The following is a 15,236-nucleotide window of genomic DNA, read 5'->3' as shown; positions in this document are numbered from 1 at the left end:
GGCGCCGCACGGTCGGCGGTGCCGAGCCGCACCGTGAGGGCCTCCGGATGCCCGGGCCCGCGCTCCCACAGACGCGCGCCGGGACCCAGCGCCGTCAGCAGCAGGGCCGCCGGGTCGGGCCAGGCCTCGGGCGCCTGGGTCGCGGCAGGCGACGGAACCGCGGTGACGGGCGCGGTCCGCTCGTCGTACGTCTCGTCGGGCCGGGGCGTCTCCTGCTCGCTCCGCCCCCCGGCCAGCCGCCGGGCCCACGCGGACAGTCCGCCACGGCGCCGCACGCCTTGCGGTACGTCGGTTCCGCGCAGGGGGGTGCCCTTGCGGCGGCCGGTCGCCGGGGCGTCGGGTGCCGAGGGCAGGTCCTGGCCGGTCGCGGGAGGCGGCGGGACCGCGGTGGTGCGTGTCACTTCGTAGGAGCCGATCCCGGACCGGCCGCCGTGAGTGTCCCCGCTGGGATCCCCGCCGTGTCCATGGCCCGGGTCGTCGGAGACCGCTTCGGTGGCACCCCTGAGACTGTCGTCGACGTCCTGACGTCCGCCGCCGGTTCCGTCCCGGTGCTCGATCCGGGGCGCGCCGCCCTGCCCCGGCACGACGACCGGCGGCTCTGCGGGGCCGTGGCCCTGCGCTGCCGTGCCCTCGGGGCCTCCGCCCGAGGCGCCCCAGCCCGCGGAGCCGTAGGTGTGGTGGGTCCGGTCGGTGGGCGACCGGGGTGAGGTGTCGCCACGGCCTTCACGCGTGCGTATCGAGCCGTCGGCCGGCCCCGCGTCCGTGGACGGCGCGGATCTGCCGGACCGGTCCCCTGCGGCGCCCGCCGACACCCGGCCACGCGCGCGTGGCGGGCGCTCGGCCTGTCCTGGGGCCGAGCCGGAGGCACCTGTGCCGTCCTCTCGGGCTCCTGCCGCTGTGCTCTTCTCGACCGCGTCCGACGGGTAAGGGGTGGTCTCCGAGCCCCGGCGCGCCCCGGTCCCGCTCGGTCCCTGACCACCGCCGACCGACCCGCCGGCCGCTTGCGAGCCCTGGTGGGCCCCGCTCGCGCCCCGGGCGTACCCGGCTCGGCCGGTCCGGGCGGCGGTGTCCGAGCCCCCGGGTGCCTGCTGGTCGCCCGTCATGAGCCCGGCCTCGCCGGCAGGCACCCGCACGTGGCCCTCGCCGTCAGGTTCCGTCTCGAGCCGTCGGCCCCCGCTCGGGGACAGCCGGAGCACCGACTCGCCGATCCTCAGCAGTGCCCCCGGAGGGAACCGGACCGGGCGGGTGCCCACGCGGGTGCCGTCCAGGGTCGTGCCGTTCGTGGAGTCGAGGTCGGCCACCGAGACGCGGCCGTCGGCGACGACCGTGACCGCGCAGTGCAGGCGGGAGACGTCGGGGTCGTCCAGAGGGACGTCGGCGTCGGCGGAGCGGCCGATGTGGATCTGCCCGCCGTGCAGCAGATGGACGCCGCCGGCGTCGGGGCCGGCGACCACGTGGAGCTGGGTGGGGGCGTCGTCGAGCTCGGGGTGGGGCTCGGGGGCCGCCGGGGCGCCCAGGGACAGCACGGCGCCGTCGATCAGCGGTGGCTCGCCCAGGGTGGCTCGCTGGGTGTCGAGCCGCTCCCCGTCCGCGTACAGCACGACCGGGCCGCCCCCACGCTCGGCTTCGCCCGCGCGGGAGGTGCCTCCGTCCGCCGGGACGGCCGAGGCGAGCGCCGTCGCCACCGCGGCCAGCGCCGTGCCGACGGGTGCCGTGACCAGCACGTCGCAGCTCGTGGCGCGGCCCCGGGCCCGGTCGGGCGGGCCCAGCGGGTCTACGACGGTCAGCCGGATCTGCATCGCCGTCAGCGGTCCCTTCTGCGCGGACGAGTTCGCGGACAAGCACGCGCCCAAGTTCGTCGGCCTTGACGGTAGGCATCCTTGCACCTGCCACTGACAACACGCCCGCCGCCCGAGGGCAAGTGATCTTGATTGGTCAGCTCTGCCCCCAAAAGTGCCTGACCAGTGCAGCGCCGACGATCACTTGAGATCGGTCACGTCCACGTCCCGCAACCGGCGGACCCGGCCTGAGCGTCTTTCCTTCGAACGCGCTCGGGAACGCTTACGTAGTGCCTGGAGGAGCGGCACTACAGTGGGTCGGAACGACAGCAAGCAGCAGGGAGTGCATGACGTGCGGCCGGTAGGCAGCAAGTACTTCCTCGAGGAGCCGCTGGGACGCGGTGCCACGGGGACCGTGTGGCGAGCCCGCCAGCGGGAGACCGCGGGCGCCGAGGCCGCCGTACCGGGACAGCCCGGCGAGACCGTCGCGATCAAGGTCCTCAAGGAGGAGCTCGCGAGCGATCCGGACATCGTGATGCGGTTTCTGCGCGAGCGCTCCGTCCTGCTGCGGCTGACCCACCCGAACATCGTGCGGGTGCGTGACCTGGTCGTCGAAGGCGATCTGCTCGCCCTGGTCATGGACCTCGTCGAGGGCCCCGACCTGCACCGCTATCTGCGCGAGAACGGCCCCTTCAGCCCCGTCGGCGCCGCCCTGATCACCGCCCAGATCGCCGACGCCCTCGCCGCCAGCCACGCCGACGGGGTGGTCCACCGCGACCTCAAGCCCGCCAATGTGCTGCTGCGGCAGTACGGCGGCCAGATGCACCCCCTCCTGACCGACTTCGGCATCGCGCGTCTCGCGGACTCCCCGGGCCTGACCCGGACGCAGGAATTCGTCGGCACGCCCGCGTACGTCGCTCCCGAGTCCGCCGAGGGCCGCCCGCAGACCTCCGCGGTCGACATCTACGGCGCCGGCATCCTGCTGTACGAGTTGGTCACCGGCCGTCCGCCGTTCTCCGGCGGCTCCGCCCTGGAAGTCCTGCACCAGCACCTGAGCGCCGAACCGCGCCGCCCCTCCACGGTCCCCGACCCGCTGTGGACGGTCATAGAGCGCTGCCTGAGCAAGAACCCGGACCGGCGTCCCAGCGCCGAGAACCTCGCGCGCGGGCTGCGTGTCGTCGCCGAGGGCATCGGCGTGCACGCGAACTCCGCGCAGATCGCCGCCGCGGACAACGTGGGCGCGCTGCTGCTGCCCGACCCGGCCCCGGCGGCGGTCCCGGACGCACCCGGCGCCGCCGACCCGACGCAGGTGCTGCCGTACGGCGCGGGCGCCCAGGGCGCCTACGACCCGAACGCCGCGACCAGCTTCCTGCCGCACACCGGCCCCGGGAATCCCGTCGGCGCCGCCGACCCCACCGCCGTACTCCCCAACCGTGGCGCGGCCGATCCGACCGCCGTCATGCCGCCGGTACCGCCCGGCCGGCCGGGACAGGGGCAGTACGGACAACAAGGACAGCAGGGGCAGCAGCCCGGCGGACCCGAGGAGCCGCACCCCTGGCAGAACCAGCTGCGCGCGGCCCGGGACCGCAACGAACAGACGCAGGTCCAGTACCTCGACCCCAACGAGGACCCGCTGCGCCGCCGCCCGCAGCGGCAGGTCGCGCGGCCCGAGCAACAGCAGCCGCAGCGACAGCAGCGGCCCCCGCAGCGGCCGCCGCAGGACGGCGGCCACGGCCGTCGGCAGCAGCCCCAGCCCCAGCAGTACGCCCCGCAGCAGCAGCCGCAGCGGTACGCGCCCCCGCCGCAGCCCGAGCGCCCCGCGCGCGAGCCCCGGCAGCCGCGGCAGCGCAGCGCCAACCCGATGAAGATCCCGGGTCTGGGCTGCCTCAAGGGCTGTCTGTTCACGATCGTCATCCTGTTCGTCGCGAGCTGGCTGATCTGGGAGCTGAGCCCGCTCCAGGACTGGATCGGCACCGGCAAGAGCTACTGGCAGCAGATCGGGGACATCGTCGACACCGTGAGCGGGTGGATCGGGGATCTGGGCGGCAAGTCCTCAGGTCAGTAGCGACTCAGGGGATTTGTCGACACCCGGCGGGTGATTTCCGTCTCCGCGGTGAAGGTTGGCTCCTCCGGCGCGTAGTTTTAGCGACAACACGCGTCTGTAGGAGCAGCCTTGGCACGGAAGATCGGCAGCCGGTACACCGCCAACCAGATCCTGGGGCGGGGCAGCGCCGGCACGGTGTGGCTGGGCGAGGGACCCGAGGGGCCCGTCGCCGTCAAGCTGCTGCGCGAGGACCTCGCGTCCGACCAGGAGCTCGTGGGCCGGTTCGTCCAGGAGCGCACGGCCCTGCTCGGCCTGGAGCACCCCCATGTGGTCTCCGTACGCGACCTCGTGGTCGACGGCAACGACCTCGCGCTCGTCATGGACCTGGTCCGGGGGACGGATCTGCGCACTCGGCTCGACCGGGAGAAGCGGCTCGCGCCCGAGGCGGCGGTGGCGATCGTGGCCGATGTCGCGGACGGGCTGGCCGCGGCGCACGCCAAGGGGGTCGTGCACCGGGACGTGAAGCCGGAGAACATCCTGCTGGACATGCAGGGGCCCCTGGGCCCCGGGGGCTCGCATCCCGCTCTGCTGACCGATTTCGGTGTGGCGAAGCTGATCGACTCGCCGCGGCGGACCCGGGCCACGAAGATCATCGGGACGCCGGACTATCTGGCGCCGGAGATCGTCGAGGGGCTGCCGCCGCGGGCGTCCGTGGACATCTACGCGCTCGCGACCGTGCTGTACGAGCTGCTGGCCGGGTTCACGCCATTCGGCGGCGGGCATCCCGGGGCGGTACTGCGCCGGCATGTCACGGAGACGGTGGTTCCGCTTCCGGGTATCCCCGACGAGCTGTGGCAGCTGATCGTGCAGTGCCTGGCCAAGGCGCCGGCCTCTCGGCTGCGGGCGTCCGAGCTGGGGGTGCGACTGCGGGAGCTGTTGCCGTTGCTGGCCGGGATGCCGCCGTTGGACGTGGACGAGCCGGACGCGGAGGACGAGGAGGAGCCGGACGGGGAGGCGCCGACGGCGGCTTCCGACGGGGACACGGAGTCCTCCGGGCGGCCGGCGCGCCGGGGAGCCGTGCCGTTGGTCCCGGGCGCGAAGCCCGCCGACTCCAACCGGGACACCCACACGTCGATGAGGGTGCCCGCGCCTGACGAGCTGGCCGGGGGCGCGCGGGGGACAGCCCGGGTGCCTCGGGCCGCGGGTGCGCCCCGTCCGGGTTCGGCCCGGCATCGGGCGACCACGCGGCGGCGTCGGCTGGCCGTGGGGGCCGCGGCGGTGGTGCTGGTGGCCGCGGCGGGGATCGGGGTGTGGGCGGTTACGTCCGGGGACGATGCGGGGGCCTCGCCGCAGGACCCGAGGAGCTCGGCGCCCGCTTCGCCATGAGGGAGCCGGGGCGGCGGTTCCAGCGGCATGGCGGCGACCGTGCGCTCGATGTCCGGGCCTGGTGGCCGCGGCGGGGATCGGGGTGTGGGCGGTTACGTCGGGGGACGATGCGGGGGCCTCGCCGCAGGACCCGAGGAGCTCGGCGCCCGCTTCGCCATGAGGGAGCCGGGGCGGCGGTTCCAGCGGCATGGCGGCGACCGTGCGCTCGATGTCCGGGCCTGGTGGCCATGGCGGGGATCGGGGTGTGGGCGGTCACGTCGGGGGACGATGCGTGGGCCTCGCCGCAGGACCCGAGGAGCTCGGCGCCCGTTTCGCCATGAGGGAGCCGGGGTGGCGGCTCCAGCGGCATGGCGGCGACCGTGCGCACGATGTCCCGGGCCCGGTTGCGGCTGCGCGGATCGAGGACGGTGGTCGGCTCGTCGAGGCAGAGCAGTTGAGGACGGACGCGGCGATGTCGATGCGGCGTCGCCTGCCGCCGGAGTAGTGCCCGACCTGCTTCCCGGGCGGTGACGGTGGTGGACGGGCGAGGTCGGTTGCCACAGCCGTTAGGCTGGAGGGCGTGGCAGTCGTCGATGTATCCGAAGAGCTCAAGTCCCTCTCCTCGACCATGGAGTCGATCGAGGCCGTTCTGGACCTCGACAAGCTGAGGGCAGACATCGCCATGCTCGAGGAGCAGGCGGCCGCGCCGTCCCTGTGGGACAACCCGGACGAGGCGCAGAAGATCACCAGCAAGCTGTCCCACCTCCAGGCCGAGGTCAGGAAGGCCGACGCGCTGCGCAGCCGGATCGACGATCTCTCCGTGCTGTTCGAGATGGCCGAGGAGGAGGACGACCCGGACACCCTCGCCGAGGCCGAGTCGGAGCTCACCTCCGTCAAGAAGGCGCTCGACGAGATGGAGGTCCGTACGCTGCTCAGCGGTGAGTACGACTCCCGCGAGGCGCTCGTCAACATCCGCGCCGAGGCCGGTGGCGTCGACGCCGCCGACTTCGCCGAGAAGCTGCAGCGGATGTACCTGCGCTGGGCGGAGCAGCACGGCTACAAGACCGAGATCTACGAGACGTCGTACGCGGAAGAGGCCGGCATCAAGTCGACCACCTTCGCCGTGCAGATCCCGTACGCCTACGGCACCCTCTCCGTGGAGCAGGGCACCCACCGCCTCGTGCGCATCTCGCCCTTCGACAACCAGGGGCGTCGCCAGACCTCCTTCGCGGGCGTCGAGATCCTTCCCGTGGTCGAGCAGACCGACCACATCGAGATCGACGAGTCCGAGCTGCGGGTCGACGTCTACCGCTCCTCCGGGCCCGGCGGCCAGGGCGTGAACACCACCGACTCCGCGGTGCGCCTCACCCACCTCCCCACCGGCATCGTCGTCTCCTGCCAGAACGAACGCTCGCAGATCCAGAACAAGGCGAGCGCGATGAACGTCCTCCAGGCCAAGCTGCTCGAGCGGCGCCGCCAGGAGGAGCAGGCCGCGATGGACGCCCTCAAGGGCGACGGCGGCAACTCCTGGGGCAACCAGATGCGTTCGTACGTCCTGCACCCGTACCAGATGGTCAAGGACCTGCGCACCGACTTCGAAGTCGGCAACCCCGAGGCCGTGTTCAACGGTGAGATCGACGGCTTCCTGGAGGCCGGGATTCGCTGGCGCAAGCAGCAGGAGAAGTAACTTTGTCGACTTGGTAATCCCCCCGCAACTGCCGCCCACCGGGCGGCAGTTTGCTTTATGTCTGGGTTTTACATCACACTCACAGACCGCTTTCCCCGGCATAGGGCGCTTACCAGGACATCGCGCGCGCAACGGCCTTGACGTTGCTTTGAAAAATGGGAAGGGTAAAGCGTGGCATGCGTATCTCTGGGGCGCATGTGAACCGGGGGATTCGAGTACAGCTACCTTCCTCCGTCGATCACGGCCCCGAGCGCCGCCTCATTGACGATGAGCTACTGGGGGTAGCAACCACATGACGAAGAAGACGCGGATCCGGATCGCGCGCATAGCCGCTGGTGCCGTGATCGCGGCCGGTGCCTCGCTGACCGCCGCCGGCGCCGCTTCCGCGCTGGAGATCGGTGTGAGCGTGGACGAGAGCGGGGTCGGCGTGAACGTCGACACCGGCCTCGGCGACGACGGCCCGGGTGACGGCACTCCGACCCCTCCGGACGGAGGCATCCCGACCGCTCCCAACCCGCCCACCGAGGAGCCGCCCACCGAGCAGCCGCCCACCGAGGAGCCGCCGGTCACCGAGGACCCGACGATCCCGACGGATCCCACCGAGGAGCCGACCGAGCCCACCGAGGACCCGACCGACCCGGGCAACGGGAACGGCAACGGCAACGGCAACGGGAATGGCAACGGAAACGGCAACGCCGGGGGCGGCAACAGCAACACCGACCCCGACGGCGGTTCCAACACCTCCGCCCAGGAGGAGGGCTCCTCGGCCCTCACCGAGACCGGCACGGACACCACGTCCGACACCGCGGCCCAGGGCACGGGTGGCGCGCAGCTCGCCGAGACCGGTGCCGGTCAGACCGCCTTCCTGCTGGTCGGTGCGGCGACGATGATCGCCGGTGGCATCGGCTTCCGCATCCTGCCGCGCCTCGCGAGCGGCCGCGGTGGCGCTGCCGCCTGAGGTGACTCTCGATAGTCACGCGCTCACTTGACGTGTGCGTGCGCTGTGACGAAGGGCCCGGAGCGACTGTCGCTCCGGGCCCTTCGTGTGTCTGCGTATGTCTTCGGGGTGCCCGCCTACGCGGTCTGGTGTGCCAGCAGAGCCACCGCTGCGATCAGCACCGCGAGCAGGGCGATCAGGGCCATCGGGTTCAGGCCCGCGAAGAGGTTGTCCTGCTGCAGCCGCTCGCGGTTGGCGCGGCACACGGGGCACCGGCCCTCGTTCACGGGCGCCGCGCAGTTTGCGCACACCAGGCGGTCGTACGTCATGCGCGTCACCCTTCTTGCCGTCGGTTCCATACAGGACAACGCTCCCGGGTAGCAGAACGTTCCCTTCCCTACTGTGCCAGGTTCCACCAAGGGTCGCCTGTGCGCTGCCGAAGCAGGGGTTTCCAGGTCGGCACAAAACCGCCCATCCAATACGCAACCCGAACCGGCGCCTGCGCTCCCGCACCCGGTTCGCGTATGGTCACGCTCATCTACCCCCGGCCTACCGTGGTGCATCCGTGATCCGATTCGACAACGTATCCAAGGTCTACCCCAAGCAGACCCGCCCCGCACTCAGGGATGTCTCCCTGGAAGTGGAGAAGGGCGAGTTCGTGTTCCTCGTCGGGTCCTCCGGCTCCGGAAAGTCCACCTTCCTGCGGCTGGTTCTCCGCGAGGAGCGGACCAGCCAGGGCCAGGTGCACGTCCTGGGCAAGGACCTCGCGCGCCTCTCCAACTGGAAGGTGCCGCAGATGCGCCGCCAGTTGGGGACGGTCTTCCAGGACTTCCGGCTCCTGCCGAACAAGACGGTGGCGGAGAACGTCGCCTTCGCGCAGGAGGTCATCGGCAAGTCGAAGGGCGAGATCCGCAAGTCCGTGCCGCAGGTGCTCGACCTCGTCGGGCTCGGCGGCAAGGAGGACCGGATGCCCGGCGAGCTGTCCGGTGGTGAGCAGCAGCGCGTGGCCATCGCGCGGGCCTTCGTCAACCGGCCCAAGCTGCTGATCGCCGACGAGCCCACCGGCAACCTCGACCCGCAGACCTCCGTCGGCATCATGAAACTGCTCGACCGGATCAACCGGACCGGCACGACAGTGCTGATGGCGACGCACGACCAGAACATCGTGGACCAGATGCGCAAGCGCGTCATCGAGCTGGAGAAGGGCCGTCTCGTCCGCGACCAGGCACGCGGCGTCTACGGCTACCAGCACTGACCGCCGTTCGAAGTCCCCGGAAAGGCCTGAAGAAGACGCCATGCGCGCCCAGTTCGTACTCTCCGAGATCGGTGTCGGTCTCCGCCGCAACCTGACGATGACCTTCGCGGTCATCGTCTCCGTCGCCCTGTCGCTCGCCCTGTTCGGCGGGTCGCTCCTGATGAGCGACCAGGTCGGCGCCATGAAGGGCTACTGGTACGACAAGGTCAACGTCTCGATCTTCCTCTGCAACAAGAGCGACGCCGAGTCGGACCCCAACTGCGCCAAGGGCGCGGTGACCGAGGACCAGAAGAAGGACATCCTCTCCGACCTGAAGAAGATGTCGGTCGTCGAGACGGTCGCCCACGAGTCCCAGGACGAGGCGTACAAGCACTACAAGGAGCAGTTCGGCGACTCCCCGCTGGCCGCCTCCCTCACGCCGGACCAGATGCAGGAGTCCTACCGGATCAAGCTGAAGGACCCGGAGAAGTACCAGGTCATCGCCACCGCGTTCAACGGGCGCGACGGCGTGCAGTCCGTGCAGGACCAGAAGGGCATTCTGGACAACCTCTTCACGATGCTGAACCTGATGAACCGGGCCGCGCTGGGCGTCATGGCGCTCATGCTGATCGTCGCCCTGCTGCTGATCGTCAACACGGTGCGTGTCTCGGCGTTCAGCCGTCGGCGGGAGACCGGGATCATGCGGCTCGTGGGCGCCTCGGGCTTCTACATCCAGGCGCCGTTCATCATGGAGGCCGCCGTCGCCGGCGCGATCGGCGGTGGGCTCGCCTGTGTCTTCCTGGTCGTCGGCCGCTACTTCACCGTCGATCACGGCATGGCCCTGTCCACGAAGCTCAACCTGATCAACTTCGTGGGCTGGGACGCCGTACTGACGAAGCTGCCGCTGATCCTCGCGGCGAGTGTGCTGATGCCCGCGCTGGCCGCGTTCTTCGCGCTGCGCAAGTACCTGAAGGTGTGACGCACGCCAAGAGGGCCGTACGGTCAACCGGCCGTGCGGCCCTCTTGCGTTGTCCTAGACTCACCGGCATGTCAGGCCGAGACCTGTTCTGTCAGCCCCGCCGCATCCGCCGCGGGGCGGCCCTGACATTGGTGTTCGCGAGCGTGCTGGTGGCCGGCGCGGCGACCGGTTCCTTTCCCGAGGCCGACGGCAGCGACCGGAAGTCCTCGTCGGATTCGGCCCGTTCGGCGGCTCCCGCGGCTCATCACGAGGACGTGGCGCACGCGGCCGAGGAGGCCAAGGCCGACGGCACGTCCCCCATGGAGGCTGCCGAGCGTGCCGTCAGCCGCAGCGGGGACCGCTGGGGCGCCGTCTACTCCCGGGGCGAGTACGAGGAGTTCGAGGAAGCCCTCGACGGCCAGTACACCGGCGTCGGGCTGTGGGCGCGGCGCGAGCGGGACGGCCGTATCGAAGTGACCAGGGTGAGCTCGGACTCGCCCGCGGCGTCCGCCGGGATCCGCAGGGGCGACCGGCTGCGCAGTGTCGACGGCGAGAAGGTCGACGGGCATCCGGTCACCGAGGTGGTCTCCCTGCTGCGCGGCGACGCCAAGGACGCGGCCGCCGGTACGACGGTCCGGCTGGGCCTCGAGCGTGGCACGCGCGCGTGGACGAAGACCGTACGGCGTGCCCGGCTGTCCACGGACTCGGTCACCGTTCGAGAGCTCGCCGGCGGGATCACCGTCATCAAGGTCGACTCGTTCACGAAGGGTGTCGGGGACCAGGTCCGGGACGCCGTGCGGGAGGCCCCGGCCGACGGGGGGATCGTTCTCGATCTGCGCGGGAACTCCGGCGGGCTGGTCACCGAGGCGGTGACCACGGCGTCCGTCTTTCTCGACGGGGGGCTGGTCGCGACGTATGACGTCGACGGGTCACAGCAGGCGCTGCACGCGGAGCCCGGCGGGGACACGACCCGGGCGCTGGTCGCTCTCGTCGACGGCGGGACGATGAGCGCGGCGGAGCTTCTCACCGGAGCGCTGCAGGACCGGGGGAGGGCGGTGGTCGTGGGGTCCCGTACCTTCGGCAAGGGGTCGGTGCAGATGCCCAGCCGGCTGCCGGACGGGGCGGTGGCAGAGCTGACCGTGGGGCACTACCGGACTCCGTCGGGGCGGGGCGTCGACGGGCGGGGGATCACACCGGATCTCGAGGCCGACGAGGGAGCTCTTCGGCAGGCCGAGACGGTTCTCGGGGGACTGGGAGACACGGACTGAAGGTGCGGCCTTTGGTGGGCCGAGGTGACGCCCGCTGATAAGGACTGGTCTTCGCCCCCCTCACTAGTGCGAAAATGGTCAGCACTATGAGCAAGGGAATGTACGTACCGAAGGAGTCCCAGCCGAAGCAGGGTGGCGGGGGTGGCAAGGCCCAGGACGGGGAGAAGGGCGGCAAGCGCAAGATCGTCGCCCAGAACAAGAAGGCCCGGCACGACTACGCGATCATCGACACCTTCGAGGCCGGGCTGGTCCTCATGGGCACCGAGGTCAAGTCGCTGCGCGAGGGCCGGACCTCCCTGACCGACGGCTTCGTCCAGATCGACGGGGGTGAGGCGTGGCTGCACAACGCCCACATCCCGGAGTATCACCAGGGCAGCTGGACCAATCACTCCGCGCGCCGCAAGCGGAAGCTGCTGCTGCACCGCGAGGAGATCGACAAGCTGGAGTCGAAGGCCCAGGAGACGGGTCACACGATCGTGCCCCTCGCCCTGTACTTCAGGGACGGCCGGGCGAAGGCCGAGATCGCGCTCGCGCGAGGCAAGAAGGAGTACGACAAGCGGCAGACGCTGCGCGAGAAGCAGGACCGGCGGGAGTCGGACCGGGCGATCGCCGCGGCGAAGCGGAAGCAGCGGGCCCAGGCCCAGTAGGAATAGGCTGGCACCGTCGTGCGTTGTTCACGTACGATGGGCCCTGCACCTCACCGAGGGTGCGCGCTCCTCTTCGGAGCATTGAAAAAACAACATGGGGATGATCGGTTTCGACAGCGGCTGTTGAAGCAGGGGAAGCGTGTCGAGGAAGCGGCAATGATCTCGTTAACCATATGTCGCAACCAATAATCGCCAATTCCAAGAGCGATTCCCGCGCCTTCGCCCTCGCTGCCTAATAAGCAGTGAGTGAAGGCCCTAACGGGTGTCAGCCCGGGGGTGTTCCCGACCCGGACCCTGGCATAATCTAGGGGACTAAACCATCGAGCCCGGTCACGGGGTTCGATGGGAAATCAAACAGTGACTGGGCCCGTCGGCGACTTGTTCGCGTGATCGCCGGGGCCGAGAAAATCGCAGCGAACTGCACACGGAGAAGCCCTGATTCTGCACCGTTGGACGCGGGTTCGATTCCCGCCATCTCCACTCGTCCCTCCGGGGACAACCCCATGTGGGCAAAGGCCCCGTAGCTTCACGGCTGCGGGGCCTTCGTCATGCCCTGTCCCGGACTGCCCGGACCGCCCCAGGCTTCACATGTTTCTCACATGTAACCCAGAACTCTCTTGTCCTGCACCCGACATGTATGTCTAAGGTAAGCGCCGCGCCGGACGGAGCCGACCACTCCGCCACAGGCGCGTCGAACGGCGACCGGGGGAACACCGTCGCCACGGGGAGGACAGACCACCATGCCGAGATATCGGCTCTTCACGCGTGCCCGCACGCGATCCAAGCTCATGACACCGCTGCTGACGTCCGCGGTCGCCGTGGGCCTGATCGGCTCAGTTGCCGTACAGCCCAGCCTGATCAGCCGGTACGCGGCCGACGACATGGCTTCCGTGGCCGACGCCGGCGACAGCTACGACGGCTTCGACGCCAAGGCCGCCGAACAGCTCCGGCAGGACCAGTGCCTGCTGGGCGAGGCGCTGCGGATGGGCGGGCCCGCCATGTTCGGCGTCGCGCAGGACGGGCTGAACCAGGCACCGGACAAACTGCACACCGCGGCGAACCGGGAGTACTGGGAGACCACTCCGCTGTCGACGGCGTTCCGTCAGGACAGGGACGCCGCCGACACGGAGGGCTCCGCCCTCTACGACCACATCCGGGACTTCCAGATCTCCGGACTGCCCCAGCCGGGCGGCTTCAAGTCCAAGGCCGACTTCGAGTGGCCGCCCGGGACGAGCAGTGACGACCGCCCCAACTTCTTCCAGCAGACCGGCATCTCCAAGTGGATCTGGGAACAGTTCTGGAAGTCCGAGGACGACTTCTACCGTGACCTGACCCCGAAGGCCGACGACGCCACCGTCAAGGCGGTCAAGGACCTGGGCGACCCGCTGTACGGCGGCGACCTCGACCCGACGCTGCCCAACTGGAACCAGAGGTACGAGGAACACCAGGCCTACGACCACCTGGTGAACTGGCCCACCGAGCCGACGGCCGCCGACAACGCCCGGCTCTTCCTGTCGTACGGCGGCTTCCCGCGCAGCGCGCCCGAACCGGGCAGCGTCGAGTACCGCATCGCCGTGGAGGACCTGAAGAGTCGGTTCGCCTCCTGCGCCTGGCGCACCCCCGTCGACCCGAACAAGGTGCTCGGCAAGGAGGTCGCCGCAGCCTCCGACGAGTGGCAGCAGGAGATCGCCGCGCAGGCCACCCCGCGCAACCAGCTCCTGACCGCCAACAAGACCGCCACCAAGGCCCTCGCGGCCGGCTCCAAGGCGCTCGGCGAACTGCTCGGGCTCTCCTGGCGCGCCGACCACCTGGTCCGCTGGCAGGACTACTGGTCGGCCGGCGGCCCCGGTTGGATCGGCACCAGTCCCTTCGTCGTGCACGCCCACGGGGCGACCGACAAGTGCCTGGACGTGGCGGGCGGCAAGAAGGACAACGGCACGCCCGTGCAGATCTACACCTGCAACGGCAGTGTCGGGCAGAAGTGGCAGATCGACGGCGACCGTCTGGTCAACCCCAACTCGGGCAAGTGCCTGACCGTCAAGGGCGGCGCGAGTGCCAACGGCACGCCGGTGCAGATCTCCACGTGTGGCACCGGGGCCTCGCAGAAGTGGCAGTACGGCACCCACGGCACCTCGCGGCTGTACAACCCGGGCACCGGCAACTGTCTCGACCTCGCGGACTACACCAACAGCCGTGACGGCCGGATGTGGGACTGCACCGGCAAGGCGCCGCAGCAGTTCGACGTCGTCCCGTCCGGGCACCAGGGCGCCGACGACGACCTCGACTACCCGACCAAGGCCCAGTTCGACAAGGCGAAGAAGGGCGTCACGGACGCCCAGGCCGAGGCGAAGAAGCAGCTCGATCTGCTCAAGTCCCAGGCCACGACGGCGAATACGGCCGCCACCACGTCGGACACCGCGCTGACGGCGGCGTACGGCATCGCCGACAAGGCGGGTGCGCCGCGCGGCCGGGGTCTGCTCGTCGGGCAGCAGAAGGCCCAGGTCACCAAGGCGTCGTCGGCCGCGCTGGACGCGCTGGCCAAGGCCGGCGACACCGCATACTCGGCCACCCGCGCAGCCGCCGGGGACAGCGCCACCGTCGCCGCCCGTGCGCTGACGCAGGCCGCACAGTCCAAGGCCGCCTTCCGTACCGCGGCCGCGAACGAGGCCCGCGCCCAGGCGAAGGCCGCCGCCGACGCGGCCGCCGTACAGGCGCAGACCGCCAAGGCCGCCCGCGACCTCGCGAAGGCCAAGCTCGCCGAGACGCAGAAGGCCGAGGCCGACGCGAAGGCGGCCGCCGCCGACGCGCACGCCAAGCGGCTCGCGGCGGAGGCCGAGGCGGCCACGGCGAAGGCGGAGAAGGAGACCGCCGCCGCCAAGCAGGCCGAGGCCGCCCAGCACAAGCAGAACGCGCAGGGGTACGCGCAGACCGCCCAGGAGGCCAAGGGCCGGGCGGAGAGCGCCGAGTCCACGGCCCGCGCCAAGCGCCAGGACGCCGAGGCCGCGCGGGACCGGGCCAAGGGCAAGCGGGACGACGCGTGGGACGCCGAGAGCCAGGCCAACGCCGCCCGCGCCAAGGCCAACGCCAAGGACGCCTACGCCGAGGCCCATGAGTCGGACGCCGACGCCAAGGACTCCCGGGCCGCCGCTGACGAGGCGGACAAGGCAGCCGGTGACGCCGAGTCGGCCGCGAGCTCGGCCCGCTCCGAGGCCGACGCGGCGACCCAGGCCGCGGCCGACGCGGACGCCGCCGCCACTCGTGCGGAGGCTGCCGCCCAGCGGGCCCGCTCCGACGCGGACGCGGCCCAGGCCGCCAAGC

General features: G+C 71.0%; 11 protein-coding genes, 1 other RNA gene and 1 pseudogene. 10 read left to right on the top strand and 3 right to left on the bottom strand.

The features are described from left to right. On the bottom strand, positions 1-1,799 hold a 1,799-nt coding region (locus BFN33_RS48850; protein ID WP_141758088.1), incomplete at its 3' end, for an FHA domain-containing protein. Between the two features lie 331 nt (positions 1,800-2,130). Between BFN33_RS48850 and BFN33_RS48845 the strand changes: the two genes are divergently transcribed. Beyond that, positions 2,131-3,843, top strand: a complete 1,713-nt coding sequence (locus BFN33_RS48845; RefSeq protein ID WP_069766687.1) for a serine/threonine-protein kinase — start codon at positions 2,131-2,133, stop codon at positions 3,841-3,843. Between the two features lie 108 nt (positions 3,844-3,951). Further along, a complete protein-coding gene (locus BFN33_RS48840; RefSeq protein WP_069766686.1) occupies positions 3,952-5,208 on the top strand; it encodes a serine/threonine-protein kinase in 1,257 nt (418 codons plus the stop codon). Positions 5,209-5,557: 349 nt separating this feature from the next. On the opposite strand, the pseudogene BFN33_RS55200 reads toward BFN33_RS48840, so the two are convergent. Continuing rightward, a pseudogene (locus tag BFN33_RS55200) lies at positions 5,558-5,709 on the bottom strand (daunorubicin/doxorubicin resistance ABC transporter ATP-binding protein DrrA); the annotation flags it as partial. A 58-nt stretch (positions 5,710-5,767) separates the two neighbouring features. Here BFN33_RS55200 and prfB point away from each other — a divergent pair. Together prfB and BFN33_RS48825 are read left to right on the top strand one after the other, a co-directional pair. Next, entirely contained in the window at positions 5,768-6,874 is a 1,107-nt protein-coding gene (gene prfB, locus BFN33_RS48830; RefSeq protein WP_069766684.1) for a peptide chain release factor 2, read from the top strand. Positions 6,875-7,166: 292 nt separating this feature from the next. After that, entirely contained in the window at positions 7,167-7,832 is a 666-nt protein-coding gene (locus BFN33_RS48825; protein WP_069766683.1) for a hypothetical protein, read from the top strand. A gap of 116 nt (positions 7,833-7,948) precedes the next feature. Here the strand turns inward: BFN33_RS48825 and BFN33_RS48820 are convergent, their stop codons facing one another. After that, entirely contained in the window at positions 7,949-8,140 is a 192-nt protein-coding gene (locus tag BFN33_RS48820; RefSeq protein WP_069766682.1) for a hypothetical protein, read from the bottom strand. Positions 8,141-8,376: 236 nt separating this feature from the next. Here BFN33_RS48820 and ftsE point away from each other — a divergent pair, with 236 nt between their 5' ends. From ftsE to BFN33_RS48790, 6 genes are all read left to right on the top strand, one after another. Beyond that, the gene (gene ftsE, locus BFN33_RS48815) at positions 8,377-9,066 is read left to right on the top strand and encodes a cell division ATP-binding protein FtsE (protein WP_057610798.1); all 690 of its coding nucleotides are present in this window, start codon (positions 8,377-8,379) and stop codon (positions 9,064-9,066) included. Between the two features lie 40 nt (positions 9,067-9,106). Further along, the gene (gene ftsX / locus BFN33_RS48810) at positions 9,107-10,024 is read left to right on the top strand and encodes a permease-like cell division protein FtsX (protein ID WP_069766681.1); all 918 of its coding nucleotides are present in this window, start codon (positions 9,107-9,109) and stop codon (positions 10,022-10,024) included. A gap of 68 nt (positions 10,025-10,092) precedes the next feature. Further along, on the top strand, positions 10,093-11,271 hold the full coding sequence (locus tag BFN33_RS48805) for a S41 family peptidase (protein WP_176742667.1): 1,179 nt from the start codon (positions 10,093-10,095) through the stop codon (positions 11,269-11,271). Positions 11,272-11,369: 98 nt separating this feature from the next. Continuing rightward, positions 11,370-11,918: an SsrA-binding protein SmpB gene (gene smpB, locus BFN33_RS48800; protein ID WP_057610801.1), complete on the top strand. Its 549-nt coding sequence runs from the start codon at positions 11,370-11,372 to the stop codon at positions 11,916-11,918. Positions 11,919-12,014: 96 nt separating this feature from the next. Next, positions 12,015-12,401: a transfer-messenger RNA gene (gene ssrA / locus BFN33_RS48795) on the top strand. 257 nt (positions 12,402-12,658) lie between these two features. Next, positions 12,659-15,236: ricin-type beta-trefoil lectin domain protein (locus BFN33_RS48790; protein ID WP_176742666.1), on the top strand; the 2,578-nt coding region annotated here is incomplete at its 3' end.

The sequence above is a fragment of the Streptomyces sp. LUP47B genome (genome assembly GCF_001746295.1).
Lineage (GTDB): Bacteria > Actinomycetota > Actinomycetes > Streptomycetales > Streptomycetaceae > Streptomyces.
The sequence above is the reverse complement of the archived record's forward strand: the minus strand, read 5'-3'. Positions and strand labels throughout refer to the sequence as shown.

Bases quoted from the DNA above. Each gene is read 5' to 3' on its own strand.
- ftsX (WP_069766681.1), top strand. From the start codon at position 9,107: ATGCGCGCCCAGTTCGTACTCTCCGAGATCGGTGTCGGTCTCCGCCGC.
- smpB (WP_057610801.1), top strand. From the start codon at position 11,370: ATGTACGTACCGAAGGAGTCCCAGCCGAAGCAGGGTGGCGGGGGTGGC.
- BFN33_RS48805 (WP_176742667.1), top strand. From the start codon at position 10,093: ATGTCAGGCCGAGACCTGTTCTGTCAGCCCCGCCGCATCCGCCGCGGG.
- BFN33_RS48820 (WP_069766682.1), bottom strand. From the start codon at position 8,140: ATGACGTACGACCGCCTGGTGTGCGCAAACTGCGCGGCGCCCGTGAAC.
- BFN33_RS48825 (WP_069766683.1), top strand. From the start codon at position 7,167: ATGACGAAGAAGACGCGGATCCGGATCGCGCGCATAGCCGCTGGTGCC.